Source organism: Frateuria sp. (genome assembly GCF_013362045.1).
Taxonomy (GTDB): domain Bacteria; phylum Pseudomonadota; class Gammaproteobacteria; order Xanthomonadales; family Rhodanobacteraceae; genus Frateuria_A.
This window is the reverse complement of sequence record NZ_JABFWW010000271.1, coordinates 1-15,718: the sequence shown is the minus strand read 5'-3', so window position 1 is coordinate 15,718 and position 15,718 is coordinate 1. Positions and strand designations below refer to the sequence as shown.

Below are 15,718 nucleotides of genomic sequence, written 5' to 3'. Positions count from 1 at the left end.
GAGCACCGCGCGGGCGTTGCGCAGGTCCTGCGGCGTGGCGAATGGGCCGATCGCGAGGCAACGGGTCTGCGGGATGCCCGTGCCGGCCGCGGCAGGCACCGGTGCGGGCGGCACCGCCGGAGTGCTGCCCGCACTGGCTGGCGCAGGCGGCTGCTCGGACAACAGGTGCAGCACCGGCACGCCCGGGTCGGCGATGCTGCGCCCGTGGACGTCGTCCTGACCGAGCAGCAGCCATGCGCCGACGGCGATATTGAGCGCGATCAGCAGGACGAACAGCAGGCGCAGGAACATCGGACTCCCCCTTGGACGGGGCCATTCTAGTGCCCGCGTGCGGCGCCCGATTGTGTCTGCACCCACACCGCCAGGCCGTGCAGCACACCGTGTTCGATCACGCTGGAGGGCAGTTCCAGCAACGGTGCCAGGCCCGGTGCATCGCCGCCGTCCAGCCGCAAGGCCGGCATGCTCCCAAGACGCGGCGCCATTCGCGCCACGAAGCGCTCGACCAGCGCGGCGGCGGCTTGCCAGCAGCCGGACAACACCGCATCGGCGGTGTTGTCCGCCGCATCGACCAGCATGCCGTCGCTGCGCGGGCGCACCTGCGCGGTGGCGCCGAGCAGGGCCTGCTGCATCAGCCGCGGACCGGGCGCGATCAGGCCGCCGAGGTGCTGACCATCGGCGGCCAGCGCGTCCAGGGTGAGCGCCGTGCCGACGCCGACCAGCACGCAGTCGCCCGCGCCGGCGGCGTGCGCGGCGACCATCGCCAGGAAGCGGTCCACGCCCAGCCGTGCCGGCTCGGGATAGGCATTGCGCACGCCGCAGGCGCTTGCGGGTGTGCGCAGCCAGGTGACTTCGAGCCCGAACAGGCTGCGCACCTGGGCAGCGACGGCCTGCTCGCGCGCATCGTCGACCACCGACGCGCCGAAAGCCGCTTCAGGCTTCGGCAGTGCCTGCCAGGTGGCCCCGAGCAGCGCGAGGTCTTCGCTCCAGGCGGCCGCGCCATCGGCGGACCAGCGGCCGGCGCGCTCGAGCGCCCACTTCAACCGCGTATTGCCCAGGTCGAGCAGCAACCTCACGCGCGGCGCACCGTGACGTCGGCGCTGTCGATGGACCTGACCTCGCCTCCGGCCACGCGCACCCGCAGCGCGCCGCGGGCGTCGACCCCGGCGCCGACACCCTCGAAGTGGCCTTGCGCGCCGCTGAGCTTGAGCGATCGGCCGGCCAGCAGGTCATGGCGGGCGTAATCCTCCGCAAAGGACGCGAAGCCGTGCCGCTCGAATTCGCGCAGGCCATCGGCCAGGGCGGCAATCAACCGCGCCGCCATCTTGTTGCGATCCGGCGGATCGCCGCCGGCCAGCGTGGCCAGGTCGCTGGCCGGTTGCCCGGCCTGGTCGCGCAGCGGATCGGTCAGGCGCAGGTTGAGGCCTACGCCGATGATCGCGGCGCACGGCCCCTGGTACTCGCCGCTCAGCTCGACCAGCACGCCGGCCAGCTTGCCATCGGCGGCCAGCACGTCGTTGGGCCATTTGAGCCCCGCGCCTTCGATGCCGAACGATTCGATCGCGCGCAGCACCATGACGCCCACCGCCAGCGAGAGCCCCGACAGGGTGGCGAAGCCGCGGTCGAAGCGCTTCAGGCAGGACAGGTAGAGATTGAGGCCCGGCGGCGACAGCCAGCTGCGGCCGCGCCGGCCGCGGCCGGCGGTCTGCGTTTCGGCCAGCACCACGCTGAGGTCCGCCGCCTCGCCCAGGCGGCGCTGCAGCTCGCTGGAGGTGGAATCGAGCTCCCAGTGCACCTCGAGCGCACCGAGCCGGGATGCGCAGGCACGCGGCAGGGCGGCACGGATGCGCGATACGTCCAGCAGTTGCACCGGCCATGGCAACCGGTAACCGGCGGCGCCACGGGCCTCGACCGGCACGCCGCGCGAGCGCAACGCCTCGACCTGCTTCCAGATCGCCGCGCGGGTGACGCCGGCCTGGTCGGCCAGCTGGGCGCCGGAAATCGCCTCGCCGGCGGCCAGGACGGCAAGCAGTTGCCGTGCCTGCATCAGCCGGTCACTCCAAGGTCGGACCTGGCAAGGGAGATAAACGAAAGGATCGCGCGCATCGGCCGATTCTAGCCGCTCTGCCCGGTGCAACGTCCGGCGAAGCGCGCCGGATCGGGCACTGGCAACGCCCTCACGTTTCTGCGACGATCCGGCCCTTGGCTGGTGGATCAAGGGGTTGGTCGCCATGGGACTGAATCGCTGCCTGTTCGCATGCCTGCTCGCGCTGTCCGGCGTGGGTACCGCCGCGGCCATGGACGTGACCACGCAGGACCCGACCGCCCCGCGTGCCACGCTCGACAGCGCCAGCCACGAGGGCGGCGGCAGCACCGGCAACGACACCTCCGCCACCAACCACGACTGCATTCCCTCCGAACCCGCGGGCGACAACGTCGATTCCGGCGGCGGCGGCGGCTCCATGTCGCATCCGCGCGCCAGCCACCACGGCGGCCTAGGTTGGCAGTCGTTGCTGCCAGGGTCGATCCAGTAAGGCGACACTGCCGTTTCTCCCTGGGGCGGCCACGCCCGGACGGGTGTCAGCTCGCCGGCAGGTTCACGCTGAAGCGCGCACCGCCGAACTCGGGCGAGCGGTCCACCACCAGCTCGCCGCGGTAGGCCTTGACGATGTCCTGCACGATCGACAGGCCGATACCGTGGCCTTGCACGCGCTCGTCGCCGCGCACGCCGCGCTGGAGCACCTTCTCGATCTTGTCCTGCGCGATGCCGGGGCCGTCGTCCTCCACGCTCAGCCACAGGCCAGGGCGCTGGCGGCCCGGTTGCGGCTGGGCCGTGACCACCAGCAGCACGCGATGGCCGGCCCACTTGAAGGCGTTTTCCAGCAGGTTGCCCATCAACTCCAGCAAGTCGCCCTGCTCGCCGTAGAAGGCCGCGCCCTCGTCCATCTCGAATTCGCAGAGGACGTTCTTGGCGGCGTAGACCTTCTCCAGGCTGCGCACCAGGTCTTCCGCATGGCCGGCGATCGGCACCGCGCTGGCAAAGGTCTGCCGGCCGGAGGTGGCGGCGCGGGCGAGCTGGTAGGCGACCAGTTCGTCCATGCGCCGCACCTGGTCGAGTACGTCGGCGCGCAGGTTCGGCTCGTTGCCGGCTAATTCGAGCCGCGAGCGGATCACCGCCAACGGCGTCTTCAGGCTGTGCGCCAGGTCGGCCAGGGTGTTGCGGGTGCGCGTGCGCTGTTCACGCTCGGAGTCGATGAAGGCGTTGATGCGCTCGGTGAGCGCCGTCAGCTCCAGCGGGTACTGGCTGTCCAGATGGTCGCTCTTGCCGCGCTCGACGCGGGCCATGTCGGTGGCGACCTTGCGCAGCGGCGTCAGGCTCCAGCGCAGCAGCAACAGCTGCAGCACGATCAGCATCACGCCCAGGATCGAGAGCATGCCGACCAGCGTGCGCCGGTAGACCGCGTTCTCGCCCTCGAACTGGCCCTCGGTCTGCGCCACCATGAAAGTGAGCCGGAGCGGCTTCTTGTCCGGCACGTCCCACGCCACGCCGAAGGCGTAGTAGTAGAGCCGCCCCATGCGCGTGTCGACGGGACCAACGAAGCGGCTCTGTCCGGGCGTGAGCTCCTTGAGAAAGCTGAAGTCACGGCCGATCGCCGAGGAGGATACCCAGCGGAAACCCTTGTCGCCCACCACCACGGCATACAGTCCGGAGCCGGGCTGGGAAAAACTTGGATCAGGCGGAGCGTCGGGCGGTAGCACCTTGCCGTAGCGCGATACCTCGGTGCCGGCCAGGTACGCCACCACGTAGTTCTGCAGCCGGTCGTGCAGGTTGTTGAGCGCACTCTCGTGGTTGGCGCGCGAGAGCGTCAGGCCCACCAGGCCGAGGAAGCCGGCCAGCACCAGGCCGGTGGCAATGGCCGCGCGCGCGGCCAGCGAGTACGGACGGGGGGTGGACACGAATCAGCGCCCGCCCGGGCTCGGCGGCCGGCGCGAAAGGTGCGTGTGCAGTGGCCGCCGCAGGACCAAGGGCGAACGCTCAGTCGTCGTCGCCGTCGCTGCGGGGAATGGCGAAGCGGTAGCCGCGCCCACGCACGGTTTCGATCGGCTTGAGCGCACTGTCCGGATCCAGCTTGCGGCGCAGGCGGCCGATGAAGACCTCCAGCACGTTCGAATCGCGGTCGAAGTCCTGCTGGTAGATGTGCTCGGTAAGGTCGGCCTTGGACACCAGCTCGCCTGCATGCAGCATCAGGTATTCGAGCACCTTGTACTCGTAGCTGGTGAGGTCGACCGGCTTGCCTTCCACCACCACCGTCTGCGCGGTGGTGTCCAGCTTGATCGGACCGCAGGCCAGCACCGGCTTGGACCAGCCGCTGGCGCGGCGCACCAGCGCGTTGATGCGCGCCAGCAGTTCCTCGACATGGAACGGCTTGACCAGGTAGTCGTCGGCGCCGTGCTTGAGGCCCTCGACCTTGTCCTGCCAGCTGCCGCGCGCGGTCAGGATCAGGATCGGATAGCGCTGGCCGGCCTCGCGCAACGCCTTGACCAGGTCCATGCCCGACATCTTGGGCAGGCCCAGATCGATGATCGCCAGGTCGAAGGGCACCTCGCGGCCCAGGTAGATGCCTTCCTCGCCGTCCTGCGCGGCATCGACCGCGAAGCCGTCGCGCTTCAGGCGCGCGGCGAGGGTTTCGCGCAAGGGCGCCTCGTCCTCGACCAATAGGATGCGCATCAGTGTTTCTCCTTGTTGCCTGCACCGTTGCCGGCCGGGTTCTTGCCCGTGCCCATGGGCGGGGCCTCGGACGAAATCGCTATGACCCGCACATGCCCTTCCGGCGTGAGCACCTTGATGCGGTACTCGGTCCGGCGGCCGAGCCGGCGCGGGTCGGCGGACAATATCTTACCGCCGGTCTCTTGTTGCACCTTGGCCACGGCTTCCTCCAGCGTCAACGTCGCCTTCTCCTGCGGCTCGGCATGCGCGGGGGCGGCAAGCAGCAGCGCAGGCAGGCAGGCCAGCAACAGTCGGAAGAACATCGTCGGCAAGGCGGCGGCCCGTATGCAAATGAATGCCAGCCTAGGCAGGCGGGCCTGAACGATCCCCGGATGGAAGCCACGGGCATGCCTCCGCGTCCCCGCCAAGGGGCGGGCCCTGGTTGGGGCGTCGGCGGTCACGCCGCCTCCCGGCGGCCGCCAGCGGCCCGTTCGAGCAGGCTCCAGCCGGCATCGGGCAGGTGTGCACCCTCGCTCAGCGCACGCCGGAACGCACGCGCGCCGGGCTCGCCCTGGTACAGCCCCAGCAGGTGCCGGCTGATGTGCTTGAGCGCGGTGCCGCGCCTGAGCTCCGCCTCGACGTAAGGGCGCAGGTGGCCGAGCACCTCCTCGCGTGCGGGCAGCGGGGCCCCGTACAGGGCCGCCTCGAGCCGCGCGAGCAGATAGGGATCGTGGTAGGCGGCGCGCCCCAGCATGACCCCGTCGACGTGGGCCAGGTGCGCCCGCACCGCTTCGACCGTGGTGATGCCGCCGTTGATCACCACGACCAGTTGCGGAAATTCGCGCTTGAGGCGATAGACGCGCGCGTAGTCCAGCGGCGGGACCTCGCGGTTCTCCTTCGGGCTCAGGCCCTTGAGCCAGGCCTTGCGCGCATGCACCACCAGCACCCCGAGGCCAGCCTCGAGCATGGCACCGGTGAAGTGCTGCAGGTCGGCGTAGTCGTCCTGGTCGTCCACGCCGATGCGGCACTTGACCGTCACCGGCACGTCCACCGCCTCGCGCATCGCGCGGACGCACTCGCCCACCAGCCCGGGCTCGCGCATCAGGCAGGCGCCGAAGCGCCCCGACTGCACACGGTCGGACGGGCAGCCCACGTTGAGGTTGATCTCGTCGTAGCCGGCACGCGCACCCAGCCGCGCGGCCTGTGCCAGCTCTTCCGGTTCGCTGCCGCCCAGCTGCAGCGCCACGGGATGCTCCTGCTGGCTGTGCTCGAGCAGGCGCAGCTGGCCGCCGCGCACCAGCGCCGCGCTGGTCACCATCTCGGTGTACAGGCGCGCATGCGGCGAGAGGATGCGGTGGAAATAACGGCAGTGCCGGTCGGTCCAGTCCATCATCGGGGCGACGCACAGGCGGAGATCGGCTGGGGCAAGGGACGCGCTCATGCCGCCCATTGTACGTGGCCGCTCTGGCGGCTTTCTCCGGCATCCGCCGGGCAGCTCAGCTGTCCGGGACGCCCGTTGCGGTGCAGGTTGCGGCAGCCCGTTCACCGTAAGCGCCCGCGGCGCCAGGGTCGCCGCCACGCCCCTGTCACCGGGCGCATTTACCTTGTGCTAACGTCTAGTACACAGTTTCGGGGAAAGGGATGGCCATGAGGCACCTGGGGCGGCTCACCGCACTGCTGTTTGTTCTTATACTGACCGGTTGCGCATCGACCAGCGGGACGACACAGCCGCCTCGGCTCGACGCGCAGGCGATGGCCGTCAGCACCTACCGCATCGGGGTGGACGATCAGCTGCAGATATCGGTCTGGCACAACCCCGACCTCAGCGTCGCGGTGCCGGTGCGCCCCGACGGCCGCATCACGGTGCCGCTGATCGGCGACGTGCAGGCGGGCGGGCGGACGCCCGAAGAGGTGGCCGCCACCATCCGCGACAAGCTCAAGGCCTATGTGCGCGATCCGCAGGTCGCGGTGATCCTGACCCAGTTGCGCAGCCATGAATATCTTTCGCGCGTGCGCGTGACCGGCGCCGTGCGCACTCCGGTCTCGCTGCCCTACCGGCAGGGCATGACCGTGCTGGATGTGGTGCTGGCCGCCGGCGGCGTCACCGAGTTCGCCTCGCCCGACCGCACCGAGCTCTATCGCCATGCCGGCGAGGGCGCGAGCCAATCCTATTCGGTGCGCCTGGCGAGGATCCTCGAGCGCGGCGAGATGGCCACCAACTATCCGCTGCAGCCGGGCGACGTGATCACGGTGCCGCAGCGCGCCTTCTGAGGACGCGCAGGGGGACCTCAGGGAGGAGTGGCAAGGCCATGAACGAACAACCAACCTCGATCCAGGCATTGCTGCCGGTGCTGGTGGAAGAAAGCCGCCGGCGGCGGGTTGCGCTGGGACTGGTCTTCGCGCTGATCGCGCTGGCCGCGCTGGCGGCCGGCGTGCTGTGGCCGAAGAAGTACGAGGCCTCCACCACCATCCTGGTGCAGGAGAGCAACATCATCGCGCCGCTGATGCAGGGTGCCGCCACGCCCACCGCCAACGCCAACCGCGCGGGCATCGCCCGCGCGGTGATCCTCAGCCGCAAGGTGATGGACCAGGTGCTGGCCGGCGGCGGCTGGCTGGAGGGCCACCCCACCCCGGTGGAAGTGGACAACATCATCCACGGCATCAAGGCACGCACCAGCGTGCAGTTCTCGCGCGACAACCTGCTGACCATCAGCTACTACGACTCCGATCCGGTGCGCACCTATGAGGTGACGCGCCTGTTCGGGCAGCTGTTCATCAGCGAAAGCCTGGCTTCCAAGCAGCGCGAGAGCCGCGAAGCGTTCGAGTTCATCGACAACCAGGTCGAAGCGTACAAGCGCAAGCTCACCAGCGCCGAGGACAAGCTCAAGGCCTACCGCGAGAACAACGCCGACGCGCGCCCGGGCAGCGACGCGGCCACCGCCGCACGCGTCAACGAGTTGCGTTCGCAGGTGGAAAACGCGCGCATGGACCTGATGGAGAAGCGCTCGCAGGAGGCGTCGCTGGTGGCGCAGCTCTCCGGCGAATCGGAGGTGACTGCGGTGCAGACCACCGAGGGCTTCTACCGCGCGCAGCTGGCCGAGCTGCAGGCGCAGCTGGACAAGCTGCTGCTCGCCTACACGCCCGAATACCCCGACGTGGTGCGCGTGCGCCACCAGATGCAGGACCTGCAGCAGCAGCTGGCCCAGGCGGAGCAACGCAAGGCCGCCCCCGCAGCCCGCGGCACGCCGGCGGCGCTGGACGCGAACGTGCAATTCAATCCGTTGTACCAGCAGCTGAAGAGCAACCTGTCGGCGCTGCGCGGCGACATCGCCGCCACCACCGCGCGAATGAATGCAAGCCAGGCGATGCTGCAGCAGGAACTGGAGCGCAGCCGCCGCATCGCCGGTTCGGAGAACGCCACCGCCGAACTGACCCGCGACTACGACGTCAACCGCGACGTCTACCAGGACCTGCTCAAGCGCCGCGAGAACGCGCGCGTGTCGATGAACCTGGATGCCAAGCAGCAGGGCCTGACCTTCATCGTGCAGAACCCGGCGATCATGCCGCTGACGCCCACCGGCCTGCGCTTCATGCATTTCGGGCTGGCCGGCATCGCCCTGGGCCTGGCCCTGCCGCTGGGCCTGCTGTTCGGCATCGCCCGGTTCGACCCGCGCGTGCGCTCGGCCGAGCAGCTCGAACGGCTCACCGGCTTGCCCACGCTGGCCACCGTGCCCTACTACGCCACGCCACAGGACCGCCGCCACCGGCGCCTGGGCAACCTCGCCCTGCTGCTGATCCTGGCGCTGGTCGGCGCGGCCTACCTGGTCGTCTTCGTGCTCAAGCTCAGGGGGGCGGCATGAAACCGTCGGACGAATCGCTGCTGACCGAACCGGTGCGGGCGGATGACCCGGATCTGGGCGAGCCGGACGGCGATGCCGGCCTGCCGCAGACGGTGCCAAGCAGCACCATTGCGCGGATGACCGAGCCTCGCGCACTGGTGCCGCAGCAGCTCGAACAGCGCCGGCTGATCCACCGCGAGGCCGGCGGCCGCGCGCAGTCGGACACCTTCCGCGAGATCCGCACCCGCCTGCTGGGCATGGGCGGCGGCCGCAACTTCACCACGCTGGTGGCTGCCGTCAGCCCGCGTTCGGGCGCCAGCTTCGTGGCGCGCAACCTGGCCGCGGCCTTCGCCTTCGACGAGGCCAGGACCAGCCTGCTGATCGACTGCAACCTGCGCTATCCCGAACAGCATCGCGCGCTGGGCGTGGAGCCGGCCGACGGCGGACTGATCGACTACCTGGAGCACCCCGCGCAGGGCATCCGCTCGAAGATCTATGCCACCGGCGTGCCGCGCCTGCGGCTGATCCCGGTGGGCGGGGCGCGCGAGAACGGCGGCGAGTACTTCTCTTCCTTCCGCATGCGTGCGCTGCTCGGGGAGCTGCAGAACCGTTACCCCGACCGTTACCTGTTTCTCGACGGCCCGGCCATCAAGGGATCGCCGGACGCACGGATCCTGTCCGACCTGGCCGATTTCGTGGTGGTGGTCGCCGGCTACGGCCGCGACACGCCCGCCGCGATCAGCCAGACGGCCGCCCATTTCGAGCCGGAGAAGCTGGCCGGCGTGGTGTTCAACCAAACGCCCTGAGGCCCCGCGGCGACGCGCCGGCGGCCTCGCCGGGCGTGCCCGCCGCAGGATCCATTGCAGGAGGCAGCATGTCCCCATCCAACCGGCTTGCCCGTGCGCTCCCGCTGGCGCTGGCGCTCGCATCCGGCCCGGTGGTCGCCGGCCAGTTCGACTATTCGCTGTATGCGGGGGTCGAGCACAGCGACAATATCAACCTCAGTGCTACCGCACCGGTCAGCCAGTGGGTGCTGGTTCCCGGTTTCGGCTTCGGCTACGACGAACAGGGCGCCACCCTGCAGGCGCACGTGACGGGCGCGGCCGAATACCGCGACTACCTCGGCGGCGCGTACGCCAACCAGAAGCTCGGCGAGCTGGCCGGACTGGCGAACTGGACGATACTGCCCGAACGGTTGGACTTCGTCGCGCAGGACTACGCCAGCGTGCAGCCGCTCTCCACGCTTTCCAGCGACGCACCGGGCAACCAGCAGCAGACCAACGTGCTCATGCTGGGCCCCACCCTGCACTTCAACCTCGGACGCGCGATGCGCGGCGAGGCCGAACTGCACTACATCGGCAGCCGCGCCTCGCGCACCACCCAGTTCAACTCGTCGCGCGGCCAGGGCGCGCTGCGGCTGTCGCGCGACATCTCGCCGACCAGCCAGCTGTCGCTCAACCTCGAAAGCCAGCAGGTGCAATTCGACGAGGCGAGCGAGACCGATTACCGGCGCGACCAGGTGTTCGCCCGCTACACGCGCAAGCTGGCGCACGTCGACCTGGATGCGGCCGTGGGCTGGTCGCGCGTCCGCTTCGATGGCGGCCGCACCATCTCCGACCCGCTGATGCGGGCCACGGTCGATTGGCATGCCACCGCACGCAACATGCTCGGGCTTTCCTACATGCGCCAATATTCCGATGCCGCGCAGGACCTCATCGCGATGATCGGCCCCACGCAGGAGGGCACCCTGCCGAGCGCGCCGGCAGGCATCCACACCGGCGGCGCGGTGATTGCCTCGGCGGCCTACCTGGAGCGGCGTGTCAGCGGCTACTACAGCTATGGCGGCGAGCGCCTCACGTTCAGCCTGTCGCCGTGGTACCGCAAGCTGCACTACATCGAAGCGGTCAATCCCGACCAGACCGGCCGCGGCGGCGATGCCGGCCTGGACTATCGCCTGCGCGAGCGGCTGACCCTTTCGGCGTTCGCCAACGTCGAGCGCATCGACTACCGGGCGCTGGCGCGCCGCGACACCACGCGCAACCTCGGCATCGGCCTGCGCCAGGTATACAGCACCCACTGGAGCTGGCGCCTGTCGCTGGTCGATCGTCGCCGCACCAGCACCGATCCGAACGGCCGCTATCACGCGAGGGAAGCCTATTTCGGAATCGTCTACCAGCGATGACGCCGGCATCGGAGCCCTGCCAGTTCGGCTACGACGCGGCGCTGATGGGGATGTACCACGGCGTTGTCGGGCACGCGCGTGTCGGCATGCTGCTGTGCCCGCCGCTGGGCCAGGCGCTGGTGCGCACCCACCGGGTCTACCGCCAGCTGGCGGCCGGCCTGGCCGTGCGGGGGATCCCCGCATTGCGCTTCGACTATCGCGGCAGCGGCGACTCGGCCGGTGACAGCCTGGCGCTGGACTGGCAGCACTGCCTGGAGGACATCCGCAGTGCGGCGGCCGAACTGCGCGTTCGCAGCGGCTGCGCCCTGGTGGTGGGTTTCGGTGCGCAGTTGGGGGGCAGCCTCGCGCTGGCCGCGGCGTCGACGGCAGGCTTCGCGCAACTGATCCTGTGGGACCCGGTGCTCGATGGCGCGCGCCACGTGGCCACGCTCGACCGGCTGCAGGAGGAGCTGCGCACCGATCCGATGCACTACACCCGGCCGCGTTCGCTGCAGGATACGGCCGGGCAATGGCTGGGCTTTGCGGTCAGCCCGCGCTGGCGCAGCCAGCTGGCCGCCTGGGGTGCGCAGCCGGCGCGGGTGCCGACGCTGGTGATCGACTCGCTGCCGGCACCCGAAGGCTGGTCGCCGCTGGCCGAGGCCGGCGCCCGCGTGGTCGCGATGCAGCCGGCCACGCAATGGGACGACCTGCACCGGCTGGAACACGCGATCTTGGCGCCCGGCCTGTTGCAACTGGTGCGCGGAGCGCTGGAGCAGGTCGCGTGACGCCCGAGCGCGCCTTCCGCTTCGGCCGCGCCCAGCACCTGGTGGGCGTGGCCGGCCTGCCGCCGGCCGCGCACGGCGCGGTGGGCGTGATCGTGCTCAATGCCGGGCTGATACACCGCATCGGCCCGTTCCGCCTGCACGTGGAACTGACCCGCCGGCTCAACGCGCGCGGCTACCCGACCCTGCGGCTGGACCTCTCCACGCTCGGCGACAGCGGCGCCAGTGCGGAAATCGGCTCGCGCGAACAGCAGATCCGCGCCGACGTGGTCGATGCGATGGCGCTGCTCGGGCGCCGTGCCGGCTGTACGCGCTTCGTGCTGATCGGCCTGTGCCGCGGCGCGCAGGCGGCGCACACCGCCGCCTGCACCGAGGCGGGCGTCGCCGGCGCGGTCTTCCTGGACGGCTACATCTACCGCACGGCCGGCTTCCGGCTGCGCCATTACCTGCCGCGGCTGCTCAGCCCGGCGCGCTGGCGCGGCTTCCTCGCGCGCAAGCTGCGCCAGGCGGCCGAGCCGGAGGAGGTCTCCTTCGGCAGCGTCTATCCGCCGCGCACGCAGGTGCGCCGCGAGCTGGCCGCCATGCTGGCGCGCGGGCTCAGGTTCTATTTCGTCTACAGCGGCGGCATCGGCGAGCAGTTCAACCACCCGCGCCAGTTCCGCGAATGCTATGGCCGCGCCGTTGCCGGCCATCCCGCGGTGCGCATGGACCTCCTCGAGGGCACCGACCACACCTACACGCTGCTGTGCGACCGCGAGCGCATGTTCGACCATGTCGAGCACTGGCTGCTGCAAACCTTCCCGGCGGCGCCGGCGGAGGCAGCGGAGCCGGCGCTGCAGGTCTAGGCGAGCCCCCCCTACGCCGCCACGGTGCCCGCGGCGGCGGCCACCCTGCCCATCCGATGCGGCGGTGGCGGCAGCTCGAAGTCGCGGTAGTCACCCGGATTGCCGCGGCGACCGGCTTCGGCCGCCTTGATGATGTTGTACATCTCGCGCGCGGTCACGTAATGCAACACGTGGCGCGCTCCGTCGTTGTACGCGTGCTCCAGGTGCGCGTGCATGGCGTCGGCGGCCTCGCCCAGCAGCGTGTCCATGTCGCGCTCCTGGGTACCGTGGGTGTGCACCTTGACGAACACCCATTCGGGCCGCCCTTCGACGTGGATGCCGGTGCGCACCCAATGGTCGACGCGCGCGGGCGTGGGCGGGCAGCCGCGGCGCACGTCGGCGTTCTCGATGCGCGGGATCAGCCCGAAGCGCCGCTCGCGCCAGTTCAGCCCCAGCGGCCCCTGCACGATCATCAGGTCGCCGCTGGGCGTGCCGCCCACGCGCACCGGCACGCCGGTGTCGTGCGACTTGGGCCGGTTTGGATCGTCGGCGGCGTAGTAGATCGCGTTGACCATGCGCGTCTGCGTTTCGCTGGGTGCGGACGGCAGCGTGAAGTCGGCGTAGCAGCCCAGCTCGCGCAGCAGCACCAGCTCGTTGTTGATGCCGCACCAGCGCCCGTCGGCGCGCGAATTGTCCAGGCACCAGTTGCCGTGGATGAAGCCGAAGCGCAGCGCTCCGGTGATCGGGTCGCGCGCCAGCGCGCCGTGGCGGTCGTGCAGCAGCTTGTTGAAGCGGTCGATGGTGGCGGTGAAGTTGTCCGCCGTGTCGTTGTCGTGGTGCAGGTGGATCTCGATCTCGCCGTAGCCCTCGGCACAGAGGGCGGCCAACTTGTCCAGGTGTTCCTCGACGTACTCCTCCTCCGGGTAGAAGAAGCTGTGCTGTGGCGGGCGGCCATCGGCGTCGCGGTGGCGACCGGCCAACGCGCGGTAGTCGCGGCACCAGCGGTCGACGCGCGCGCGCTGGGTGGCCAGGTCGACACGGCCCCAGTTGGGCTCGAAGTGATCGACGAAGCAGAAAATCACGTGCACCGGACCCTCTGCGGGCGGCACGGGCGGCCGTCGGCGCAGGTAGCCGCCCAGCCAGATCTGCATGTTGCGCGAGCGGATCGCCAGCGCGAGCGCGGCGATGACGAGCAGCACGGCCGCCACGGCGATGGCGAGGAATGCGAGCATCAGCCAGCCTCCGGCAGCAGGCCGAGCAACTGCTCGGCGTTGTTGCGCCACTGCCGCTCGCGCACGATGTATTCGCGCGCCGCCGCGCCGGTTCGCCGGCGCTCGTCGGGGCGCATCGCCAGTTCCAGCACGCGCTCGACGCAGGCATCCAGTTGCCGGTGCGGGAACAGCCAGCCGGTCTGCCCGTCGGCGACCACCTCGGCCACCGGCACGTAGTCGGGCGCCACCATGGCCACGCCCATCGCCATGAACTCGAACAATTTCACGGGCGAGCCGTAATGGTTGGAATCGGGCAACACCGCGTAGTCCATGCAGGCGATCCAGGAGGGTATGTCGGCGTGCGGCACGCGGCCGGGCAGCAGGATGCGGTCGCAAAGACCTCGCGCCTCCACCAGCGCGCGCACTTCGCCCATCGAGCGGCCATCGCCGACCAGCAGCAATACCAGCTCGGGCGACTCGGCCAGGCGCGCGGCGATCGCCTCGACGAAGCCGTTGACGCCGTGCCAGTGCACGAACGCGCCGACGTAGCCGCACACCACCCTGCCCGCCACGCCGCGCTCGGCGCGCAGCCGTTCGCGGTCGTGGCGCGCCGGGTCGAAGTGCGACAGGTCCGCCGCGTTGGGCGAGACCACCGATGGCGCGATCGCCCCATAGGCTTGCTCGGCCTGCTGCCTGAAGTAGCTGGAGATGAACACCAGCCCGGTGCAACGGCGCAGGCACCAGCCTTCGATGCGCCGCGCGAAGGTCTTGAGCCACAGCGGCCGCACGCGCTCGACCAGCGCCGAGTCGTTGATCTCCAGGATCACCGGGATGCCGCGCCGGCGTGCCAGCCACACGGTGGCGAACAGGAACAGCGAATAGCGCTCGTACACCAGCTGCGGTCTCAGGCGCGCAAAGGCGCGGCGCATGCGCACCAGCGTGACCAGGTTGTAGGTGAGCTCCAGCACCTCGAACAGCACGCCCGGCATGCGCGACACCCACGCGCCCAGGCGGCCCTTGCCCTTATGCGACGACGTGTTGGCCTGTTCCTGCTCCGGGTCGGCACCGGGAAAGGACAGCACGCTGACCTCGTGTCCCAGCGCGCGCAATGCGTTGACCACGCCGCGGATGTGCACGCCCTCGACGTCGCGGCCGCGGGTGCGGTGGTGGTAGAGGATCCTCATGCGCGCACCGCCGGCAGCGCCTTCAGTTGGCGACCGGTCGCCCGCCAGGCCGGCAGCATGCGCTCAAGGATCTGCGCCGAGCAGCCGCTGTCGTCGTGCATCAGCACGATGTCGCCGTCGGCCGGCGGCCGGCGCGCCAGCCGCGCGGCCAGTTCTTCGGGCGGGCGCGACTGGTAGTCCAGGCTGTCGTAGGACCAGTAGGCGATGCCGCGACCTCGGCGCGCGAAGGCGAGCAGCAGCGACGGCGACACGCTGCCGCGCGGCGGCCGGAAGCGGTACCGGCCGACACCGTCGAAATCCGCCAGCAGGCGGTCGGTGCGCTCCACCTCCTCCAGCTGCTGGCGCAGCCCGAGCCGGTGGAACATCGGATGACTGTAGGAGTGATTGCCCAGGGCGTGGCCCTCCGCCACGATGCGCTCGACCAGCGCGGGGTGCCGCTCGACCCGCTGGCCGACCAGGAAAAAGCTTGCCCGCGCAGCGTGCCGGGCCAGCAGGTCCAGCAGCCGGGGCGTGTGCTCCGGATGCGGGCCGTCGTCGAAGGTGAGGTAGAGCGCACCCGGCTCGCGCGGCCCGCGCACCAGCACCAGGCGCTCGGGCAGCAGGCCCAGCAGTTGCCGGCGCGACGGCTTGAGTCTCATCCGGTCGCCTCCGCCACGGTGCCGGCACGCACGGCGGCCTGCTGCAGCACGGCGTCCAGCCGCTCGATGTTCGCCTCCCAGCTGAAGCCGCGCGCGTGCGCAGCGATGGCGGCGATGTCCCATTCGCGCGTGGCGGCGTCGACCAGAGCTTCGGAGAGCGCCGCGCGATCACCCAGCGGCACCAGCCGGCCGGCGTGTCCGGGCACCACTTCGGGGATGCCGCCCACGCGCGTGGCCACTACCGGCGTGCCGCAGGCCATCGCCTCCAGCACCACGTTGGGCACGCCCTCGTTGTGGCTGGGCAGGCACAACACGTCGGCGGCGCGGAACCAGTCCGGCAGCGCGGCATGCGGCATCGCGCCGGCCAGCTGCAC

The 15,718-nt window shown here is 70.5% G+C and carries 17 protein-coding genes and 1 pseudogene; 7 read left to right on the top strand and 11 right to left on the bottom strand.

What is annotated here, in order from left to right; genetic code table 11:
* The 3 genes and pseudogenes from HOQ08_RS13190 to HOQ08_RS13180 all read right to left on the bottom strand — a co-directional run.
* Nucleotides 1-291, bottom strand: a pseudogene (locus HOQ08_RS13190) (SPOR domain-containing protein); the annotation flags it as partial.
* 26 nt (nt 292-317) lie between these two features.
* Nucleotides 318-1,073 (bottom strand): type III pantothenate kinase, encoded by a 756-nt coding sequence (locus HOQ08_RS13185; RefSeq protein ID WP_291195692.1) that lies wholly within the window; start codon nt 1,071-1,073, stop codon nt 318-320.
* Nucleotides 1,070-2,044, bottom strand: a complete 975-nt coding sequence (locus tag HOQ08_RS13180) for a biotin--[acetyl-CoA-carboxylase] ligase (RefSeq protein ID WP_291195690.1) — start codon at nt 2,042-2,044, stop codon at nt 1,070-1,072. Before HOQ08_RS13180 ends, HOQ08_RS13185 begins: the two co-directional genes overlap by 4 nt.
* A 184-nt stretch (nt 2,045-2,228) precedes the next feature.
* Here HOQ08_RS13180 and HOQ08_RS13175 point away from each other — a divergent pair, with 184 nt between their 5' ends.
* Nucleotides 2,229-2,531, top strand: a complete 303-nt coding sequence (locus HOQ08_RS13175) for a hypothetical protein (protein WP_291195687.1) — start codon at nt 2,229-2,231, stop codon at nt 2,529-2,531.
* A gap of 46 nt (nt 2,532-2,577) precedes the next feature.
* On the opposite strand, the gene HOQ08_RS13170 is transcribed toward HOQ08_RS13175, so the two are convergent.
* From HOQ08_RS13170 to dusA, 4 genes are all read right to left on the bottom strand, one after another.
* Nucleotides 2,578-3,954 (bottom strand): sensor histidine kinase, encoded by a 1,377-nt coding sequence (locus HOQ08_RS13170; protein ID WP_291195684.1) that lies wholly within the window; start codon nt 3,952-3,954, stop codon nt 2,578-2,580.
* A gap of 79 nt (nt 3,955-4,033) precedes the next feature.
* Nucleotides 4,034-4,726 (bottom strand): response regulator transcription factor, encoded by a 693-nt coding sequence (locus tag HOQ08_RS13165; protein ID WP_291195681.1) that lies wholly within the window; start codon nt 4,724-4,726, stop codon nt 4,034-4,036.
* Complete coding sequence (locus HOQ08_RS13160) at nt 4,726-5,028, bottom strand: hypothetical protein (RefSeq protein WP_291195678.1); 303 nt, start codon at nt 5,026-5,028, stop codon at nt 4,726-4,728. The genes HOQ08_RS13165 and HOQ08_RS13160 overlap by 1 nt, the downstream gene beginning before the upstream one ends.
* A 134-nt stretch (nt 5,029-5,162) precedes the next feature.
* The gene (dusA, locus tag HOQ08_RS13155; RefSeq protein WP_291195675.1) at nt 5,163-6,155 is read right to left on the bottom strand and encodes a tRNA dihydrouridine(20/20a) synthase DusA; all 993 of its coding nucleotides are present in this window, start codon (nt 6,153-6,155) and stop codon (nt 5,163-5,165) included.
* A gap of 197 nt (nt 6,156-6,352) precedes the next feature.
* Between dusA and HOQ08_RS13150 the strand changes: the two genes are divergently transcribed.
* The 6 genes from HOQ08_RS13150 (at nt 6,353) to HOQ08_RS13125 (ending at nt 12,332) form a co-directional block, all read left to right on the top strand.
* A complete protein-coding gene (locus tag HOQ08_RS13150; RefSeq protein ID WP_291195671.1) occupies nt 6,353-6,976 on the top strand; it encodes an XrtA/PEP-CTERM system exopolysaccharide export protein in 624 nt (207 codons plus the stop codon).
* 38 nt (nt 6,977-7,014) lie between these two features.
* Nucleotides 7,015-8,565, top strand: a complete 1,551-nt coding sequence (locus HOQ08_RS13145) for an XrtA system polysaccharide chain length determinant (RefSeq protein ID WP_291195668.1) — start codon at nt 7,015-7,017, stop codon at nt 8,563-8,565.
* Complete coding sequence (locus tag HOQ08_RS13140; protein WP_291195664.1) at nt 8,562-9,350, top strand: polysaccharide biosynthesis protein; 789 nt, start codon at nt 8,562-8,564, stop codon at nt 9,348-9,350. Before HOQ08_RS13145 ends, HOQ08_RS13140 begins: the two co-directional genes overlap by 4 nt.
* A 68-nt stretch (nt 9,351-9,418) precedes the next feature.
* A complete protein-coding gene (locus tag HOQ08_RS13135; protein WP_291195662.1) occupies nt 9,419-10,726 on the top strand; it encodes a hypothetical protein in 1,308 nt (435 codons plus the stop codon).
* Complete coding sequence (locus tag HOQ08_RS13130) at nt 10,723-11,490, top strand: alpha/beta fold hydrolase (protein WP_291195659.1); 768 nt, start codon at nt 10,723-10,725, stop codon at nt 11,488-11,490. The genes HOQ08_RS13135 and HOQ08_RS13130 overlap by 4 nt, the downstream gene beginning before the upstream one ends.
* The gene (locus HOQ08_RS13125; RefSeq protein WP_291195656.1) at nt 11,487-12,332 is read left to right on the top strand and encodes an alpha/beta hydrolase; all 846 of its coding nucleotides are present in this window, start codon (nt 11,487-11,489) and stop codon (nt 12,330-12,332) included. The genes HOQ08_RS13130 and HOQ08_RS13125 overlap by 4 nt, the downstream gene beginning before the upstream one ends.
* Before the next feature lie 11 nt (nt 12,333-12,343).
* Here HOQ08_RS13125 and HOQ08_RS13120 read toward each other — a convergent pair whose 3' ends face one another.
* From HOQ08_RS13120 to HOQ08_RS13105, 4 genes are all read right to left on the bottom strand, one after another.
* Nucleotides 12,344-13,543 (bottom strand): hypothetical protein, encoded by a 1,200-nt coding sequence (locus HOQ08_RS13120; RefSeq protein ID WP_291195653.1) that lies wholly within the window; start codon nt 13,541-13,543, stop codon nt 12,344-12,346.
* Complete coding sequence (locus HOQ08_RS13115; protein ID WP_291195650.1) at nt 13,543-14,706, bottom strand: glycosyltransferase family 4 protein; 1,164 nt, start codon at nt 14,704-14,706, stop codon at nt 13,543-13,545. The genes HOQ08_RS13120 and HOQ08_RS13115 overlap by 1 nt, the downstream gene beginning before the upstream one ends.
* Nucleotides 14,703-15,344 (bottom strand): polysaccharide deacetylase family protein, encoded by a 642-nt coding sequence (locus HOQ08_RS13110; RefSeq protein WP_291195647.1) that lies wholly within the window; start codon nt 15,342-15,344, stop codon nt 14,703-14,705. Before HOQ08_RS13110 ends, HOQ08_RS13115 begins: the two co-directional genes overlap by 4 nt.
* The coding region (locus tag HOQ08_RS13105) for a glycosyltransferase (protein WP_291195645.1) at nt 15,341-15,718 on the bottom strand (378 nt) is incomplete at its 5' end. The genes HOQ08_RS13105 and HOQ08_RS13110, both read right to left, overlap by 4 nt.

What these genes read in the sequence shown, in the direction of transcription:
- HOQ08_RS13180 (WP_291195690.1), bottom strand. Translation starts at nt 2,044, where the DNA reads ATGCAGGCACGGCAACTGCTTGCCGTCCTGGCCGCCGGCGAGGCGATT.
- HOQ08_RS13175 (WP_291195687.1), top strand. Translation starts at nt 2,229, where the DNA reads ATGGGACTGAATCGCTGCCTGTTCGCATGCCTGCTCGCGCTGTCCGGC.
- HOQ08_RS13165 (WP_291195681.1), bottom strand. Translation starts at nt 4,726, where the DNA reads ATGCGCATCCTATTGGTCGAGGACGAGGCGCCCTTGCGCGAAACCCTC.
- HOQ08_RS13160 (WP_291195678.1), bottom strand. Translation starts at nt 5,028, where the DNA reads ATGTTCTTCCGACTGTTGCTGGCCTGCCTGCCTGCGCTGCTGCTTGCC.
- dusA (WP_291195675.1), bottom strand. Translation starts at nt 6,155, where the DNA reads ATGGGCGGCATGAGCGCGTCCCTTGCCCCAGCCGATCTCCGCCTGTGC.
- HOQ08_RS13150 (WP_291195671.1), top strand. Translation starts at nt 6,353, where the DNA reads ATGAGGCACCTGGGGCGGCTCACCGCACTGCTGTTTGTTCTTATACTG.
- HOQ08_RS13145 (WP_291195668.1), top strand. Translation starts at nt 7,015, where the DNA reads ATGAACGAACAACCAACCTCGATCCAGGCATTGCTGCCGGTGCTGGTG.
- HOQ08_RS13140 (WP_291195664.1), top strand. Translation starts at nt 8,562, where the DNA reads ATGAAACCGTCGGACGAATCGCTGCTGACCGAACCGGTGCGGGCGGAT.
- HOQ08_RS13135 (WP_291195662.1), top strand. Translation starts at nt 9,419, where the DNA reads ATGTCCCCATCCAACCGGCTTGCCCGTGCGCTCCCGCTGGCGCTGGCG.
- HOQ08_RS13130 (WP_291195659.1), top strand. Translation starts at nt 10,723, where the DNA reads ATGACGCCGGCATCGGAGCCCTGCCAGTTCGGCTACGACGCGGCGCTG.
- HOQ08_RS13120 (WP_291195653.1), bottom strand. Translation starts at nt 13,543, where the DNA reads ATGCTCGCATTCCTCGCCATCGCCGTGGCGGCCGTGCTGCTCGTCATC.
- HOQ08_RS13115 (WP_291195650.1), bottom strand. Translation starts at nt 14,706, where the DNA reads ATGAGGATCCTCTACCACCACCGCACCCGCGGCCGCGACGTCGAGGGC.
- HOQ08_RS13110 (WP_291195647.1), bottom strand. Translation starts at nt 15,344, where the DNA reads ATGAGACTCAAGCCGTCGCGCCGGCAACTGCTGGGCCTGCTGCCCGAG.